General features: G+C 72.5%; 16 protein-coding genes and 1 riboswitch. Of the genes, 7 read left to right on the top strand and 9 right to left on the bottom strand.

Annotation, left to right across the window (positions count from 1 at the left end):
• Positions 1 to 104: 104 nt before the first annotated feature.
• Both NMQ01_RS11840 and NMQ01_RS11835 read right to left on the bottom strand, forming a co-directional pair.
• Positions 105 to 917, bottom strand: a complete 813-nt coding sequence (locus tag NMQ01_RS11840; protein WP_255184131.1) for a hypothetical protein — start codon at positions 915 to 917, stop codon at positions 105 to 107.
• Positions 910 to 1,416: an RNA polymerase sigma factor gene (locus tag NMQ01_RS11835; protein WP_255184130.1), complete on the bottom strand. Its 507-nt coding sequence runs from the start codon at positions 1,414 to 1,416 to the stop codon at positions 910 to 912. The genes NMQ01_RS11840 and NMQ01_RS11835 overlap by 8 nt, the downstream gene beginning before the upstream one ends.
• A 113-nt stretch (positions 1,417 to 1,529) precedes the next feature.
• On the opposite strand from NMQ01_RS11835, the gene NMQ01_RS11830 reads away from it, so the two are divergent.
• From NMQ01_RS11830 to NMQ01_RS11800, 7 genes are all read left to right on the top strand, one after another.
• Entirely contained in the window at positions 1,530 to 2,693 is a 1,164-nt protein-coding gene (locus NMQ01_RS11830) for a DUF6350 family protein (RefSeq protein WP_255184129.1), read from the top strand.
• A gap of 301 nt (positions 2,694 to 2,994) precedes the next feature.
• Positions 2,995 to 3,753 (top strand): hypothetical protein, encoded by a 759-nt coding sequence (locus tag NMQ01_RS11825; RefSeq protein WP_255184128.1) that lies wholly within the window; start codon positions 2,995 to 2,997, stop codon positions 3,751 to 3,753.
• A 53-nt stretch (positions 3,754 to 3,806) separates the two neighbouring features.
• Positions 3,807 to 4,409, top strand: a complete 603-nt coding sequence (purN, locus tag NMQ01_RS11820; RefSeq protein WP_255184127.1) for a phosphoribosylglycinamide formyltransferase — start codon at positions 3,807 to 3,809, stop codon at positions 4,407 to 4,409.
• A 10-nt stretch (positions 4,410 to 4,419) separates the two neighbouring features.
• Positions 4,420 to 4,498: riboswitch (ZMP/ZTP riboswitch) on the top strand.
• 30 nt (positions 4,499 to 4,528) lie between these two features.
• Positions 4,529 to 6,127 (top strand): bifunctional phosphoribosylaminoimidazolecarboxamide formyltransferase/IMP cyclohydrolase, encoded by a 1,599-nt coding sequence (purH, locus tag NMQ01_RS11815; RefSeq protein WP_255184126.1) that lies wholly within the window; start codon positions 4,529 to 4,531, stop codon positions 6,125 to 6,127.
• 33 nt (positions 6,128 to 6,160) lie between these two features.
• On the top strand, positions 6,161 to 7,006 hold the full coding sequence (locus NMQ01_RS11810; RefSeq protein WP_255184125.1) for a bifunctional methylenetetrahydrofolate dehydrogenase/methenyltetrahydrofolate cyclohydrolase: 846 nt from the start codon (positions 6,161 to 6,163) through the stop codon (positions 7,004 to 7,006).
• Positions 7,003 to 7,311 carry a DUF3017 domain-containing protein gene (locus tag NMQ01_RS11805; protein ID WP_255184124.1) on the top strand — a complete coding sequence of 103 codons (309 nt, stop codon included), beginning with the start codon at positions 7,003 to 7,005 and terminating at the stop codon, positions 7,309 to 7,311. The genes NMQ01_RS11810 and NMQ01_RS11805 overlap by 4 nt, the downstream gene beginning before the upstream one ends.
• Before the next feature lie 295 nt (positions 7,312 to 7,606).
• Complete coding sequence (locus tag NMQ01_RS11800; protein ID WP_255184123.1) at positions 7,607 to 8,365, top strand: hypothetical protein; 759 nt, start codon at positions 7,607 to 7,609, stop codon at positions 8,363 to 8,365.
• 122 nt (positions 8,366 to 8,487) lie between these two features.
• Here the strand turns inward: NMQ01_RS11800 and NMQ01_RS11795 are convergent, their stop codons facing one another.
• The 7 genes from NMQ01_RS11795 to NMQ01_RS11765 all read right to left on the bottom strand — a co-directional run bounded on the left by NMQ01_RS11795 (position 8,488) and on the right by NMQ01_RS11765 (position 16,392).
• The gene (locus NMQ01_RS11795) at positions 8,488 to 9,483 is read right to left on the bottom strand and encodes a malate dehydrogenase (RefSeq protein ID WP_255184122.1); all 996 of its coding nucleotides are present in this window, start codon (positions 9,481 to 9,483) and stop codon (positions 8,488 to 8,490) included.
• A gap of 89 nt (positions 9,484 to 9,572) precedes the next feature.
• The gene (locus tag NMQ01_RS11790) at positions 9,573 to 10,346 is read right to left on the bottom strand and encodes an anti-sigma factor domain-containing protein (RefSeq protein WP_255184121.1); all 774 of its coding nucleotides are present in this window, start codon (positions 10,344 to 10,346) and stop codon (positions 9,573 to 9,575) included.
• Entirely contained in the window at positions 10,343 to 10,957 is a 615-nt protein-coding gene (sigK, locus tag NMQ01_RS11785; RefSeq protein ID WP_255184120.1) for an ECF RNA polymerase sigma factor SigK, read from the bottom strand. The genes NMQ01_RS11790 and sigK overlap by 4 nt, the downstream gene beginning before the upstream one ends.
• A gap of 23 nt (positions 10,958 to 10,980) precedes the next feature.
• Entirely contained in the window at positions 10,981 to 11,637 is a 657-nt protein-coding gene (locus NMQ01_RS11780; RefSeq protein ID WP_255184119.1) for a fasciclin domain-containing protein, read from the bottom strand.
• Positions 11,638 to 11,705: 68 nt separating this feature from the next.
• Positions 11,706 to 13,229, bottom strand: a complete 1,524-nt coding sequence (locus NMQ01_RS11775) for a molybdopterin-dependent oxidoreductase (RefSeq protein WP_255184118.1) — start codon at positions 13,227 to 13,229, stop codon at positions 11,706 to 11,708.
• A 40-nt stretch (positions 13,230 to 13,269) separates the two neighbouring features.
• Complete coding sequence (aqpZ, locus tag NMQ01_RS11770) at positions 13,270 to 14,013, bottom strand: aquaporin Z (RefSeq protein ID WP_255184117.1); 744 nt, start codon at positions 14,011 to 14,013, stop codon at positions 13,270 to 13,272.
• Positions 14,014 to 14,172: 159 nt separating this feature from the next.
• A complete protein-coding gene (locus NMQ01_RS11765; protein ID WP_255184116.1) occupies positions 14,173 to 16,392 on the bottom strand; it encodes an NADP-dependent isocitrate dehydrogenase in 2,220 nt (739 codons plus the stop codon).
• Positions 16,393 to 16,436: the final 44 nt, after the last annotated feature.

Genomic DNA, 16,436 nt, shown 5'->3' with positions numbered 1-16,436 from the left:
TGAGGGCCGGGGGCTACCGCCGCTCGCGCGGCGGCCCTAACCTGTCACTCGCAGCGCCGACCCGGTCGATCCCCCCTGCTCCCGGGTCGGCGCTGTCTGCACGATCAGGGCGTCGACGTGGCCGGCGAGTCGGTCGCGACCTCGGCCCGGCCGAGCGCGGTGTCGGCCACCCGCTCCATCTCGTCGACCGTGTAGGTCATGCCCTCGACCTCGGCGACCGACATGTAGGTGAGCGAGCTGCCCCGTGTGGCCTCGATCCACCAGTAGGTCGCGCCGGCGTCGTCGGAGAGGTGCCAGAAGCGGTAGCGCACGTCCTCGGACTTCGGCCGGGTGATCGTCTGGGTGACGTGGTAGGTGCCCTCGCACCGGGTGACGGCCTCGTCGACGGCCTCGGTCGGCGCCGCGGCGCCGTCGGCCGTGCCGATCCACTGGCCGGCGACGACGGTGCCCCCGGCGAGGGTCGCGGTGCTGCGGTCCCAGCTGCCGGTCGTGGGCGTCTCGAAGCACTGACCCTGCGGGTCGGTGCTTCCCTCGGTGCTCGTCACGTCGAGCCCGAGCGCGCCGGACCAGTCGCGCGAGCCGAGCATCCGGATCGGCTCCTGGCTGGTCACGGTGGTCGTCCCGGCGGGAGCCGTGCCCGTGCCCTGCTGGTCGCGGACGACGAGGGCGACGGAGGTGGCGACGACCGCGGCGGCTGCGACACCGGCGATCGCGCCGAGGACGCGGCGACGACGCGAGGACAGCGGCACGACGGTGCCGCCGGTGAGGCGCTCGCCGTCACGGCCCTCGGCGCGGGCGCGGACGAAGGCCGGCTCCGGCAGCGGCTCGGAGCGCACGTCGTCCATGAGCGACATGAGGGCAGCCCGCACGAGCTCGTCGTCCTCGGGGTCCCACGTGGGGTCGTGACGATCAGTCATCGTGGGCCTCCTTGTCGGCGAGGATCTTGGCGAGCTGCGCGCGCCCGCGGTGCAGGCGCGCCTTGATGGTGCCCGGCGGGGTGCCGGTCTGTCGGGAGATCTCCTCGACCGACATGTCGGTGAGGTAGTGGAGCGCGAGCGTCTCGCGCACGTCGGGGCCGAGGGTCCGCAGGGCAGCGACCACCGCCACCCGGTCCTCCGTGGGACCGGCTGGTGCCGGGGTCTCGCCGTGGCGTTCCATCGCCTTCGACCGGTTGGTGTCCTTGCGCCATGCAGAGATCGCGATGCGTCTGGCCACGGTTCGAACCCAGGCGCCCGGCTCGTCCGTGGCGCGGACCTGGTCCCACCGCTGCCACGCCCTGGCGAAGGCCTCCTGGGTGGAGTCCCGCGCCAGCTCGAGGTCACCCGTCGATGCGTAGACGAGGTGGACCACGCGCTGTGCCGTGGAGCGGTAGAAGTCGTCGAACTCGGCCTCCGCCGAGGCGTTGCCTCCCTTCATTCACCCCTCCAGACGCGTCAAGGGGGCACTCGGTTGCCCCCGATCCCGAAATCTTTTCGTGACCCCCGGCTTGCCTCCACCACCGGCCCCGCGTCGTCGGTGACGATGGGGGCGTGACGGTGATCGAGATGATCCGGTCGGCCACGACCGGGGAAGACGCTACCGCCCGACGCCCCGACGTGCGGGCTCTGGGCGGCGGCGCGGCGACCGCGCTCGCCGGCTGGTGCGTCACCGTCGTGCTCGTCCTCCTCGCGGGCCTCGCCGTCCCGCGGGCCTCTGCCGGCGTGGGAGAGGTGCTCGGGGCCGGCAGCCTCCTGTGGCTCGTCCTCGGCGGTGCTCGCCTGCACATCGGTGAGGGCGTCCTCGCGCTCACGCCGCTGCTCGGCCCGCTGCTGCTCGTCCTCACGGCCCGCACCGGCGCTCGCCGCCTGCTGCCCGAGGCCCCGGACCTGCGGCTGCAGGGCGCCTGGCTTGGCGGCTACGCCGGCGTCGGCCTCCTCGTGGCCCTGCTCGGGCTGCTCTCGCCGGTCGGCCCCGGCTGGCTCAGCCTGCTGCTGCCCCTCGTCGCCCTCCCGGCCCTCGGCCTGGCGCTGGCGCACGGCCTGCCCGAGCCGCTCCTCGAGCGCTGGGACCAGGCGCCGCTGTCGCTGCGGCGTGGCCTGCTTCCCGGGGCGAAGGGGGCGGCTGCCCTCCTCGTGCTCGGCGCGGCTCTCGTCGTCGTCGCGACCCTCATCCACATCGGCCGGGTGGCGCACATCCAGTCCGAGCTCGACGCCGGGATCTTCGGCGGGCTGCTGCTCGTCGTCCTCCAGATCGGGCTGCTGCCCAACCTCGGCATCTGGGCGCTGTCCCTCGCTGCGGGGCCCGGCTTCGCGACGACGGGCGGGGCGATGACGACGTGGTCGGGGGCGGAGACCGGCTTGCTGCCGATGGTGCCGGTGCTCGCCGCCCAGCCGCAGCCGGGCGATCTGCCGTGGGTGACCCACCTGCTCGTGCTGCTGCCCCTGCTCGTCGGCGGGCTCGTCGGTCGCTGGGCCCTCGCCGAGGTGCCGCGCCTGGCGCCCACCCAGACCAAGCTCGCCGCCGTGCTCGCCGCGGTCGTCGTCGCCGCCCTCGGTGTCGTCCTGCTCGACGCCCTGGGCGGCGGGTCGATCGGCGCGGTGCGCCTGAGCGACATCGGCGCCCCGGGGCTGCCGCTGCTGCTCGCGCTCCTCGTCGAGCTCGCCCTCGGCGCCCTCGCCGTCGCCGCCCGCGACTGGTGGCAGCTGCGCCGCTGAGCGGACCCCCCTTCGCGCTGGCGGGTCAGGCCCGCGTCGACGGCTGACCGACTCTGCCGCGCATCGCCCCAAGGGTCGGCAGGGTTGGTGGTCCGCAACCCTGCATAACCCCAGGGTTTTGCAGGGTTGGCGGCCCGAAACTTCGCAAAACCCTAGGGTTGTGCAGGGTTCGTGGTCCGCCGCTTCGCACACCCCAGGGGTTGGCTCGTGACCGACCCGTGATGCAACCGGACGGCGGCGACGACCGTCTGGTGGGGTGAGCGGCCCCGCAGGGGGTGCCGCAGAGACAGGGGACACTCCGATGAACCGCACGACCCGACCGATCATGACCGCCGCGGCCAGCGTCTTCGCCGCGCTCTCGCTCGCCGCCTGCGGCGGCGGGGCCGAGGGCGCCGGGGACCAGCCCTCGCAGACGACGGTGACCCACAGCTCGCAGACGACGACCTCGTCGACGACGACCGAGACGGCCGCGCCGGCGAGCACCACCTCGCCCGCGGCGCCGGACGCCAGCGCTCCGAGCAGCACCACCGCGTCGGCCGCGCCCGGCGAGGAGAGCGAGACCGGCACGCAGACCCCGGCCGGGAGCACCCCGTCGACCGGGGGCCCGGGCGAGCCCGAGATCCCGGGTGCCAACCGCCTCGGGCACAAGACCTCCCAGGCGGGCTTCGTCACGCCGAGCGGCAAGATCGCCTGCACCTACTACGCCATGGGTACCAACGAGTTCGCCCGCTGCGACCTGCGCTCCGGCAGCCTGCCCGTGCCGCAGGAGCTCAAGGACGACTGCGAGTTCGACATGGGCGGCAGCATGATCGTCGACACCAAGGGCGCCCGACCCAACTGCGTCAGCGATGTCACCGCGGTGCAGTCGACCGCGCAGGCCCAGGAGGCCCGCTGGTGGACCCCCGAGCTGGGCGCCACCGCCAACGACGAGGCGATCCTGCCCTACAACTACAGCGTCGGCGTGAGCATGACGCGCTGCGAGAGCCGGCCGACGGGCGTGACCTGCCGGGTCGGCGACCACGGCTTCCGGATCAACGACTCCTCCTACACCACCTGGTGACGCTCGCCGGAGCAGGACGAGGGGCGCTCGCCCACGCGACCTAGACTCGCGGGGTGAGCGCCCCCCTTCGTCTCGTCGTCCTCGTCTCCGGCTCCGGCACCCTCCTGCAGGCCCTGCTCGACGCCCAGACCGCCGGCACCCTGCCCGCGCAGGTCGTCGCCGTCGGCGCCGACCAGGAGTGCGTCGGCCTCGAGCGGGCGCGCGCCGCCGGGGTGGCGACCTTCGTCGAGGCGGTGCGCGACCACGCCGACCGAGGCGCCTGGGACGCGGCGCTCGCCGCCCGCATCGCCGAGCACGCGCCTGGCCTCGTCGTCACCGCCGGGTTCATGAAGATCCTCGGCCCGCAGGCGCTCGCCGCCGCGACCTTCGTCAACACGCACCCGGCGCTGCTGCCGGCCTTCCCGGGCGCGCACGGCGTGCGTGACGCCCTGGCCTACGGCGTGACCGTCACCGGGTCGACCGCCCACCTCGTCGACGCCGGCGTCGACACCGGCCCGATCATCGAGCAGCGCACCGTCGCCATCGCTCCCGACGACACCGAGGCGAGCCTCCACGAGCGGATCAAGGTCGTCGAGCGGGAGATGCTCGTCGACGTCGTCACCGCGATGGCCTCCGGCGGCTGGCGCGTCGAGGGCCGTCGGGTGCACGTCGGCTGAGGCCCTAGACTCGGGACCACACGACTGGCGAAGGTGGATCACCACCGGGGAGTGAGAGTCGGGGTGCATCGCCCGCCTGGGTGCACCCGCCGCACCGCAGCAGATCTCCAGGAGTACCTGTGTCAGACCGTCGTCCCGTCCGCCGTGCCCTCGTCTCCGTCTACGACAAGACCGGCCTGGAGGACCTCGTCCGTGGCCTCGCCGACGCGGGTGTCGAGCTCGTCTCCACCGGCGGCTCCGCCGCGACGATCGCCGGTCTCGGCCTGCCCGTGACCAAGGTCGAGGACCTCACCGGCTTCCCCGAGTGCCTCGACGGCCGGGTCAAGACGCTGCACCCGCGCGTCCACGCCGGCATCCTCGCCGACACCCGCCTGCCCGACCACGTGCGCCAGCTCGAGGAGCTGGAGGTCGCCCCCTTCGACCTCGTCGTCGTCAACCTCTACCCCTTCGCCGACACCGTCGCCTCCGGTGCCGGCATCCAGGACTGCATCGAGAAGATCGACATCGGCGGCCCGACGATGGTGCGCGCCGCGGCGAAGAACCACGCCTCCGTCGCCATCGTCACCGACCCCTCGACCTACGGCGACGTCCTCGAGTCGGTGCGCGGTGGCGGCCTCACCCTCGCGCAGCGTCAGCGCCTGGCGACCGATGCCTTCGTCCACACGGCGACCTACGACGTGGCCGTCGCCTCGTGGATGGGCTCGGTGGTCAGCCCGAGCGATGAGACGCCCTTCCCCGGCTGGGTCGGCGGCACCTATGTCAAGAAGTCGGGCCTGCGCTACGGCGAGAACCCGCACCAGTCGGCCGCGCTCTACGTCACCGAGGCCGGCGGCGGCATCGCCGGTGCCGAGCAGCTGCACGGCAAGGAGATGTCGTACAACAACTACATCGACGGTGACGCCGCGCTGCGCGCCGCCCACGACCACGGCGACCAGCCGACCGTCGCGATCATCAAGCACGCCAACCCGTGCGGCATCGCGGTGGGGGAGAGCATCGAGGTCGCCTACGAGCGCGCCCACGCCTGCGACCCCGTCTCCGCCTACGGCGGCATCGTCGCGACCAACCGTCCGGTGACCGCGGCCATGGCCCGTGCCCTCAACGACACCTTCTCCGAAGTCGTCGTCGCGCCCGACTTCGACGCCGACGCCCTTGAGATCCTCCGCGAGAAGAAGAACCGTCGCCTGCTCAAGGCCGCGACGCCCGCCCCGGGCGGCGTCGAGACCCGGCCGGTCTCCGGTGGCCTGCTCGTGCAGCAGCGCGACGCCATCGACGGCGTGGTCGAGGCGAAGGGGGACGACAAGCCCACCCAGGGCCACGGCGACGACCCGAGCGCCTGGGCGCTCGTGACGGGTGAGGCGGCCGACGAGGCAACCCTCGCCGACCTCGCCTTCGCCTGGCGCGCGGTCCGCGCGACGAAGTCCAATGCGATCCTCCTGGCCAAGGACCAGGGCTCGGTCGGCATCGGCATGGGCCAGGTCAACCGCGTCGACTCCTGCCACCTCGCGGTGAGCCGGGCCGGCGAGGAGCGGGCGAAGGGGGCCGTCGCGGCCTCGGACGCCTTCTTCCCCTTCGCCGACGGGCTGCAGGTGCTGCTCGACGCCGGCGTCAGCGCCGTCGTCGCCCCTGGTGGGTCGGTGCGCGACGACGAGGTCGTCGCCGCGGCGCAGGCCGCCGGCATCACGATGTACTTCACCGGCACCCGCCACTTCGCCCACTGACCGGCCCGGCCGACGAGACGGAAGGATGACCTCATGACCGCACAGATCCTCGACGGCAAGGCGGCGCTCGCGTCGATCAAGCAGGAGCTGGCCGCTCGCGTGGCGGCCCTCAAGGAGCAGGGCATCACGCCGGGCCTGGGCACCGTGCTCGTCGGCGACGACCCGGGGAGCTCCTGGTACGTCGCCGCGAAGCACAAGGACTGCGCCGAGATCGGCATCACGAGCATCCGGCGGGACCTGCCCGGGACCTCGACGCTCGAGGAGGTCCTCGACGTCGTGCGTGGCCTCAACGACGACCCGGCGTGCACCGGCTTCCTCGTGCAGCAGCCGACCGGCCTGGACGAAAATGCGATCCTCTCGGCGGTCGACCCGGCCAAGGACGTCGACGGGCTGCACCCGACCAACCTCGGGTGGCTCGTGCTCGGCAAGCCGGCCCCGCTGCCGTGCACGCCGATGGGCTGCATCGAGCTGCTGCGCCGCCACGACGTGCAGATCGCCGGCGCGCGCGTCGCGGTCGTCGGGCGCGGGATCACCGTCGGGCGTCCGCTGAGCCTGATCCTCACCCGCCGCAGCGAAAATGCCACGGTCATCTCGTGCCACACCGGCACGCGTGACCTCGCGGCCGAGGTGCGCCAGGCCGACATCGTCGTCGCCGCGGCCGGTGTGCCGGGCATCATCACGGCCGACATGGTCAAGCCGGGCGCGGCGGTCCTCGACGTGGGCGTCAGCCGCGTCGACGGCAAGATCGCCGGCGACGTGGCCGACGACGTCGCCGAGGTCGCCGGGTGGATCAGCCCCAACCCCGGGGGCGTCGGCCCGATGACCCGCGCGATGTTGCTGACCAATGTCGTCGAGGCCGCGGAGCAGCAGCTGCGATGAGCGAGCCCGAGCAGCCGACGGTCCCGGCCAGGCCGCCCCTCGACGTCCCCGCGCTCGCCGCGTGGTGGGTCGTGGCGGCCGGGGTCGCCGTCGCGATGCTCTTCCTCGCGACCGACCACGTGCTGAGGGCGACCCTCTGCCTCGGGGGGAGCCTGCTGCTCGCGGCCGCGCTGCGCCTGACCGTCCGCGGTTCGACGATGGGGGGCATCGCCGTGCGCGGCCCACTCGTCGACGTCATCACCCTCGTCGTCCTGGGCGCCGCGGTGCTCGTCTCGGGCTTCACCCTCGACCTCACCGCGCGCTGATCCTCGGGGGCTCCGACCCCTTCGTCCGGCGGCCGTCCCCATCGGGGGCGGCCGCCGACCTGTGTCGGCTGGGGTGCGGGCCGGGACCGACCGGCAGCCAACCGGCAATTGCCTGCCACTTCGTCAGCATCTGGTGTGCTCCGAGTCACGGAACAGTAAGTTCGGTGGGTCGGGGTACCGGTTCCCAAGGGGGGTTCTGGGACAGGGCACGTGCACATCCGCCCCGCAGGAGCACGTGTGCGCGGTGGGGGCCGCCCTCGCCGTACGTGGTCACGCAACCACGGGGAGGAACCGCATGTCTGAACGTATGAGCACCCGCACCGCCGCCTCGGCGGGCCTGGCCGCCGGCCTGGCCCTGGGAGGCAGCTTCTTCGTCGTCTCGGCCGCCTCGGCGGCACCGGCCGAGCACATCACCCTCTGCCACGCCACGGGCACCCCCGACGACAACGGCAACGGCTTCATCGTCATCTCCCCGGCGGAGACCGGGGGCGTGCGCGGCCACGCCAACTGGGACTTCAAGGCGCACGAGTACTACGACAACGGTCACACCGCCGACGTCATCCCGCCCTTCACCTACACCGACCAGGACGGCGACCACGCCTTCCCGGGCCAGAACTGGAACGACAACTGGGAGGTCGACGCCGACGGCAAGACGACGGTCGATGTAGAGGCGTCGCAGTGCGAGGCACCGACGGAGCCGACGGAGCCGACCGAGCCGACCGAACCGACCGAGCCGACGGAGCCGACCGAGCCCACGGAGCCGACCGAGCCGACCGAGCCCACGGAGCCGACGGAGCCGACCGAGCCCACGGAGCCGACCGAGCCGACCGAGCCCACGGAGCCGACCCAGCCCACGGTCACCACGACGACCGACACCCCGGTGCCGCCGGTCGACGAGCCCAACGGCCCGTCGACCCCGGGCGTCGTCCAGACCGACGGCCTCGGCGCCGACGGTGGCAACAACCTGCTGGCCGGCCTCGGAGTCGCCGCCCTGCTCGGTGCCGGTGGCGCCGTCGTGACGGTGGGTCTGCGCAACGCCGCCCGTCGCCACTGACGACAGCACGAAGGGGGCCCGTCGCACTATCTGGTGCGGCGGGCCCCCTTCGTGCTCTGGGTCGATGTATCAGGGTGCGTCAGGACTCACCCTGATACATCGACACCGAGCGGGTGCTGGCGTCAGCCCTTGATGAGGCCGAGCTTGGTGACGGCGTCGCGCTCCTCGGCGAGCTCGGCGACCGATGCGTCGATCTTGGCGCGCGAGAAGTCGTCGATCTCGAGGCCCTGGACGATCTCCCAAGCGCCGTCCTTGACGGTGACGGGGAAGGAGGAGATGAGGCCCTCCGGGACGCCGTAGGAGCCGTCGGAGCAGACCGACATCGACACCCAGTCACCCTCGGGGGTGCCGAGCGCCCAGTCACGGGCGTGGTCGACGGTGGCCGACGCGGCGGAGGCGGCGGAGGAGGCGCCACGCGCCTCGATGATCGCGGCGCCGCGCTTGGCGACGGTCGGGATGAAGGTGTTCTCCAGCCACTCCTGGTCGCCCACGGCCTCGGCGGCGTTCTTGCCGGAGACCTCGGCGTGGAAGAGGTCGGGGTACTGGGTCGCGGAGTGGTTGCCCCAGATCGTCATCTTCTTGATCTCGGTGACCGGCACGTCGAGCTTGGCCGACAGCTGGCTGATCGCGCGGTTGTGGTCCAGACGCGTCAGCGCGCTGAAGCGCTCGCGCGGGATGTCGGGTGCGTTGTTCATCGCGATGAGGGCGTTCGTGTTGGCCGGGTTGCCCGTGATCGTCACGTGGACGTCGTCGGCCGCGACCTTGTTGAGCGCCGCGCCCTGCGGGGCGAAGATGCCGCCGTTGGCCTCGAGGAGGTCACCGCGCTCCATGCCCGGGCCGCGGGGGCGGGCGCCGACGAGGAGCGCGTGGTTGACACCGTCGAAGACCTTTTCGGCGTCGTCGCCGATCTCCACGCCGGCGAGCGTCGGGAAGGCGCAGTCGTCGAGCTCCATGACGACGCCCTCGAGGGCCTTGAGGGCCGGGGTGATCTCGAGCAGACGCAGCTCGACCGGGGTGTCCGGGCCGAAGAGCGACCCGCTGGCGATGCGGAAGAGAAGGCTGTAGCCGATCTGGCCGGCGGCGCCGGTGACAGCGACCTTGACGGGAGTGGTGCTCACGAGAAGTCGTACCCCTTCGTGCGGTGGTTGGGGAGCAAGTACGGGATCGACCCTACTCCGAGGCGGTCACCCGGTGTCAGCGGTGTCCGTCAGCCCAGCTCGACGAGCGCCACCGGGTCCGTCGTCGGCTGCCGCGATCCGTCGGCGGGCTCGATGCTCAGGCCCACCCCCTTCGCGGTGGCGACGTCGCCCTCGAGAAGCATCTCGCCGTCGGTGCCCGGGACCATGCCGGCGGAGGTCATCGCGCCTGAGGCGTCCTGCAGCCAAGCCTGGTAGGCGCGACCGCTGCCGGGGTCGGCCAGGCCGGTCACCTGCAGCACCGCCTTGCCCATGCGCTCCGAGCGCACGACCCGCACGGTGCCGCCGTCGGTCGCGGTCACCTGCTCGCCGTGGGCGTCGGGGGCGGCCATGACTTCTTCGGAGATGCTCGTCGTGGCCCGGTCGACGACCTGCCAAGTGACCCCGCCACCGACGACGAGGGCGGCGGCCGCGGCCAGGCCGACCCAGCGTCGCCTCGCCCGCTGACGAAGGGGGAGCACCCGTGCCTCGTCGTCACGGCCGGAGTGCGTCCGCTCGCCGTCCTGCAGGTCGTCGTGCCGCCGGCCGTCGTCCTGTCGGTCGTCAGCCACCGGCGGGGGGTCCTGCCGGGTCTGCGCCGCCTGCCGCAGCACCTCGGCCCGCAGCGCGGGCGGCGGCGTGACGGCGACGGTCTCGGCGAGCAGGGGCGGGACCGTGCCGAAGGAGTCGACCTCGTCGCGGCAGGTCGCGCAGCGGGCGAGGTGCTCCTCGAAGTCGGCGCGCTCGCCCTCGTCGAGGGCGTCGAGGACGTAGGCCCCGGAGAGGCTGTGCAGGTCGTCGCTCATGGGGTCACTCCCAGCTGGTCCCTCAGACGGATGAGTCCGTCGCGAATACGTGTCTTGGCGGTGCCGAGGGGCAGGTCGAGGAGACCGGCGACCTCGGTGTGGGTGTAGCCGCCGAGGTAGGCCAGGCTCACGGCCTCGCGCTGGACCTCGGTCAGGCCCTCGAGGGCCGCCCGCACGCGGGCGGCCTCGATGCGGGCGGTCGCGTGCTCCGCCGTGGTGTCGAAGTCGACCTCCCGCGAGCGGGCGTGCCACCCGTCGTCGCGCACGACGGACGCCTGGCTCGAGCGCACCCGGTCGACCGCGCGTCGGTGGGCCATGGTGAGCAGCCAGCCGATCGCCGACCCGCGCTGCGGGTCGAAGTGGCTCGCCCGGCGCCACACCTCGAGGAAGACCTCCTGGGTGACCTCCTCGGACTGCGCCGGGTTGCGCAGGATCCGCAGCACGAGACCATGCAGGCGCGGTGCCGTCTCGTCGTAGACGGCGGCGAAGGCGGCCTCGTCCCCCTTCGCCACCTGCTTGAGGCGGTGGGCGAGCTGGTCGCCCCCGCGGCCGGACTCCCCGCGGGCGCCCGTGGGGGCGTCCGGGGGATCCTGCTCACGAGGAGGGGGCACGAGGTCCATGATGACGCGTCAGGTCACTTCGCCGTCGGCAGGAGCACCGAGTCGACGATGTAGACCGTGGCATTGGCGGTCTGGACGTTGCCGCAGATCACCGATGCCTTGCCGACGGTGAAGTCCTCGCCAGAGCCCTTGACGGTGAGCTTGTCGCCGGCGAGCGTCTCGTGGGTGCCGGCGAGGTCCTCGGGGGTCAGGCGGCCCTCGACGACGTGGTGGGTGAGCACGGTCGTCAGCAGGCCCTTGGGGTCGCCCATCGCCTTGTCGAGGGTGGCCTGGTCCATCGCAGCGAAGGCGTCGTCGGTCGGGGCGAAGACGGTGATGTCCTCGGCCGAGTTGAGGGTCTTGGCCAGGTCGGCCTCGGTCACGGCCTTGACGAGGGTCTTGAGCAGCGGGTTGTTGCTCGCGGCCGTGGCGACGGGGTCGGTCGACATGCCGTCGAAGGAGCCCTTGCCGTCGGTGGGCACGGATTCGCAGCCTTCGCCGAAGGGAGCGTCCGCCTCCATGGAGTCGGTGGACGAGGACATCGAGTCGTCGGACCCCATCGACTTCGAGCTCGTGGACGAGGAGGCCGAGCCCCCGGCGTCCGAGCCGTCGTCACCGCAGGCGGTCAGGGCGAAGGGGAGCGCGGCTGCGGCGAGCAGGGCGACGGTGCGGGTCGTGGTCATGCGGGACATGTCGTGCCTCCGGTCATCGTGGGTGGCTGTGCGACAAGGGATTCGGAGCCGTCGGGCGTGCGGATGGGTCAGTCCGTCACGGTCACGGCGATCGAGTGCCAGCCGGTGGCGCCCGCGGGGAAGGGGGTGGCCTCCTGACGGGTCTGCACCTCGCCGGTGCCGTCGGTGGCGCGCACGGTGAGGTCGTGCCGACCGGGGGTGGCGTCCCACGGCAGGAACCACTGGCGCCAGCAGTCGACGTCGGCCTCGGTGCCGAGGGTGGCGCGCTGCCAGTCGCCGTCGTCGATGCGCACCTCGACGCGTGAGATGCCCCGTCGCTGCGCCCAGGCAACGCCCCCGATGACGGTGCGCCCGGGGCCGATGCGGCGCAGCGCCCGCGGGGTGTCGATCCGCGCCTGGGTGCGCACCCGGCCGTCGGTCGCCCAGTCGCGGTCGGTCCAGTAGGCGCTCGCCGCGTCGTAGCGGGTGACGGTCATGCGGGTGAGCCACTTCGTGGCACCGACGAAGCCGTAGAGCCCCGGGGTGACGAGGCGAGCCGGGAAGCCGTGCTCACGGGGGAGGGGAGCGCCGTTCATGCCGACGGCGACGAGCGCGTCGCGGCCGTCGAGCAGCGCGGACAGCGGGGTGGAGATCGTCATGCCGTCGGTCGACGTCGACAGCACCTGCAGATCGGGATCCCTCGGGTCGCGGTCGATACCGGCGCGGGCGAGCAGCTCGCGGGTGGGCACCCCGAGCCACCGGGCGGTGCCGATGTAGGGGCCGCCCACCTCGTTGGAGACGCAGTTGAGCGTGATGTCGCGCTCGACCATGGGCGTCGCGAGCAGCTCGTCGATGTCGAGGGTGACCTCGCGCGGCACGTCGCCGTCGATCGTCAGCGACCACTCGCCGGGGTCGACGCGCGGGGCGAGCAGCGCGGTGTCGATCCGGTAGAAGTCGGCATTGGGGGTGACGAAGGGGGAGATCCCCGCCGTGCCGACCTCGACCCCCTTCGGCAGGGGTGGTAGGGGCCGGGCCGGCTCGGGCAGGGTCAGGGTCGGGGGCGTGGAGCGGCCGATGAGGGCCTGGCCGGAACCGCCGATGAGCAGGGCCGCCGCGCCGGTGCCGCCGAGGGCGACGACCCGGCGGCGGGTCGGCTGCGAGGGGTCGGCGTGGGCGGAGCCGGAGGGCAGCACCCGCGCGACGAGCAGGTCGAGGGTGAGCACGCCGACCACGGCGGCGACCACGGCGGGCAGCCAGGCGAGGGGGTCGGCGCTGGGCCGGAGCACGGCCGCGGCGCCGGCGAGCCCGGTGAGCAGCAGGAGCAGCAGGGTCGAGACGAGGCGGGAGCGCGGCCGGACGGCCCCCGCGACGGCCGCGAGCAGCAGCGCGACGACCGCGACCGAGCCGATGAGAATCGGCTTGTCCGCGGTGCCGAAGGTGCCGACCGCCCACTCCTTGACCGGCGTCGGCGTCGCGTCGATCACCTGGCTGCCGACGGCGAGCACGGGGGAGGAGGGCGGCGAGACGAGGGCCGCGACGAGGTGGGCGGCGGCCGTGCCGAGGCCTGCCGCGAGGACTCCGCAGGCGGCGGGGAGTGCGGACCGAGAGCTCATGGACGGGATTCGGTGCCGCCGCCTGCAGCGGATGGTCCGGTCAGACTCCCTCGACGTCGAGGTCGGCGCGGTTGACGCCGGTGATGACGGCATAGGTCGCGCCGGCGATCGCGGCCCCGATGATCGGGGCGACCCAGAAGGCCCACAGCTGACCCGCGGCGCCGTCCTGGAAGAAGGCGACGGCCGTCGAGCGCGCGGGGTTGACCGAGGTGTTGCTGATCGGGATCGAGATGAGGTGGATGAGGGTCAGCCCGAGACCGATGGCGATCGGCGCGAAGCCCACGGGCGCGCGGTCGTCCGTGGCCCCGAGAATGATGTAGAGGAAGAAGGCGGTGAGCACGACCTCGGCGATGAGGACCGCGGCGAGGGTGTAGCCGCCGGGGGAGTGGTCGGCATAGCCGTTGGCCGCGAAGCCGGCGCCGGCGTCGAAGCCGTCCTTGCCCCTCGCGACGGCGTAGAGGACGCCACCGGCGACGAGACCCGCGACGACCTGCGTGATGACGTAGGCCGGCACGTCCTTCCACTCGAAGCGCCGTCCGGTCGCCAGACCGATGGTCACCGCGGGGTTGAAGTGCCCCCCGGAGACGTGCCCGACGGCGTAGGCCATCGTCAGCACGGTCAGGCCGAAGGCGAGGGCGACACCGACGAAGCCGATGCCCAGCCCGGAGTCCTTGCCGTCGACGACGTGCTGGGCGGCGAAGATCGCGGAGCCGCAGCCCCCGAGGACGAGCCAGAAGGTGCCGAGGAACTCGGCGCCGAGTCGGTGGACGAGTGAGTGCTGCATGACCAGTGCTCCTGACGTCGGTGGCGGCCCCCGTGGCCGTCACGGACGAGCCTAGGGAGCACCGGTCACGTCCGCATGACGAGTCGGCTCAGCACGACGAAGGGGGGAGGCCGCACCGGTGTCAGGTGCGGCCTCCCCCCTTCGTGGGGACGGGCTCGGTCAGAGCGCGTCGATGATCGCGTTGAGCGTCGCGCTCGGGCGCATCGCGGCCGAGGCCTTGTCGGCGTCCGGCTTGTAGTAGCCACCGAGGTCGACCGGCGAGCCCTGCGCGCCGATGAGCTCCTCGTTGATCTTCGCCTCGTTGTCACCGAGGTCGGCGGCGACCTGGGTGAAGCGCTCCTTGAGCTCGGCGTCGGTGTCCTGGGCCGCCAGGGCCTGCGCCCAGTAGAGGGCGAGGTAGAAGTGGCTGCCGCGGTTGTCGATCGAGCCGAGCTTGCGGGCGGGGCTCTTGTTCTCCTCGAGGAAGGTGGCGATCGCCGTGTCGAGGGTGTCCGCGAGGACCTGCGCCTTGGGGTTGTCGAAGTGCGTGGCGAGGTGCTCGAGGGAGGCGCCCAGCGCGGAGAACTCACCGAGGGAGTCCCAGCGCAGGTAGTCCTCCTTGACGAACTGCTGCACGTGCTTGGGCGCCGAGCCGCCGGCACCGGTCTCGAAGAGACCGCCGCCCGCGAGCAGCGGGACGATCGAGAGCATCTTGGCGCTCGTGCCCAGCTCGAGGATCGGGAAGAGGTCGGTGAGGTAGTCACGCAGGACGTTGCCCGTGACCGAGATGGCGTCCTTGCCGGCGCGGATCTGCTCGAGGCAGAAGGTCACCGCGTCGACGGGCGCGAGGATCTTGATCTCGAGGCCCTCGGTGTCGTGCTGCGGCAGGTACTCCTTGACCTTGGCGATGACCTGCGCGTCGTGGGCGCGGGCCTCGTCGAGGAAGAAGACGGCCGGGGCACCGGTCGCGCGGGCGCGGGTGACGGCCAGCTTGACCCAGTCCTGGACGGGGATGTCCTTGACCCGGCTCATCCGCCAGATGTCGCCCTCCTCGACGGTGTGCTCGAGGACGACCTCGCCAGCCGAGGTGGTGACGGTGACGGTGCCGGCGGTGGGGATCTCGAAGGTCGTCGGGTGCGAGCCGTACTCCTCCGCCTTCTGCGCCATGAGGCCGACGTTGGGCACGGTGCCGATCGTCGCCGGGTCGAGGGCGCCATTGCGCTTGTGCTCCTCGAAGACGGCGGCGTACATCGGGCCGTAGGAGCGGTCGGGGATCATCGCGAGGGTCTCCTGCTGGCCACCCTCGGCGTTCCACATCTGACCGGAGTCGCGGATGACGACCGGCATCGAGGCGTCGATGATGACGTCGCTCGGGACGTGGAGGTTGGTGATGCCCTTGTCGGAGTCGACCATCGCCAGAGCGGGGCGCTGCTGCGCGAGGGCGTCGATGTCGGCGCGGATCGCGTCGCGGGTCTCGGCCGGCAGCGTGTCGAGCTGGGTGTAGAGCGAGGCCAGGCCGTAGCGCAGGTCGACGTCGGCCTCGCGGAAGGACTCGGCGTGCTTCTCGACGAGGTCGCCGAGCCAGGCGGCGACGCCGTGGCCGAAGAGGATCGGGTCGGAGACCTTCATCATCGTCGCCTTGAGGTGCAGCGACAGGAGCAGCCCCTCGGCGCGGGCCGCCTCGATCTGCGCGTCGTAGAAGGCGCGCAGCGCCGTGGCCGACATGAAGGTCGCGTCGACGATCTCCCCCTTCGTCACCGGGACGGAGTCCTTGAGGACGGTCTCGGTGCCGTCCTGCGCCGTCAGCGTGATCTTCAGGGTGTCGTCGGCGGGGGAGACGATGGACTTCTCGTTGCCGTAGAAGTCGCCCTCGCTCATCGAGGCGACGCGGGCCTTGTTGTCGGCGGTCCACGGGCCGAGCTTGTGCGGGTGCTTCTTCGTGAAGTTCTTGACCGCGAGCGGGGCGCGGCGGTCGGAGTTGCCCTCACGCAGCACGGGGTTGACGGCGGAGCCGAGGACGTTGGCGTAGGCCGCGGCGACCTGCTGCTCCTCGTCGGTGCTCGGGTTGTCCGGGTAGTCCGGCAGGTCGTAGCCCTGCCCCTGCAGCTCGGCGATGGCCGCCTTGAGCTGCGGCACGGAGGCCGAGATGTTGGGCAGCTTGATGATGTTGGCCTCGGGCGTCGTGGCGAGCTGGCCGAGACCGGCGAGGTTGTCGGCGACGCGCTGCTCGTCGGTCAGCCGGTCGGGGAACTGGGCGAGGATGCGGCCGGCGAGCGAGATGTCGCTCGTCTCCAGCTCCACACCGGTGCCCGAGGTGAAGCCCTGGACGATCGGGAGCAGCGAGTAGGTGGCGAGTGCCGGCGCCTCGTCGATCTTGGTCCAGACGATCTTCGCGGTCATGTGTGTCCCTCCGTGGGGTGTGGGGTGGGTCTCCCCAGATCCTC

It is taken from the genome of Janibacter sp. CX7 (assembly GCF_024362365.1).
Classification (GTDB): Bacteria; Actinomycetota; Actinomycetes; order Actinomycetales; family Dermatophilaceae; genus Janibacter.
This window is presented reverse-complemented; position numbering and strand designations above follow the sequence as displayed.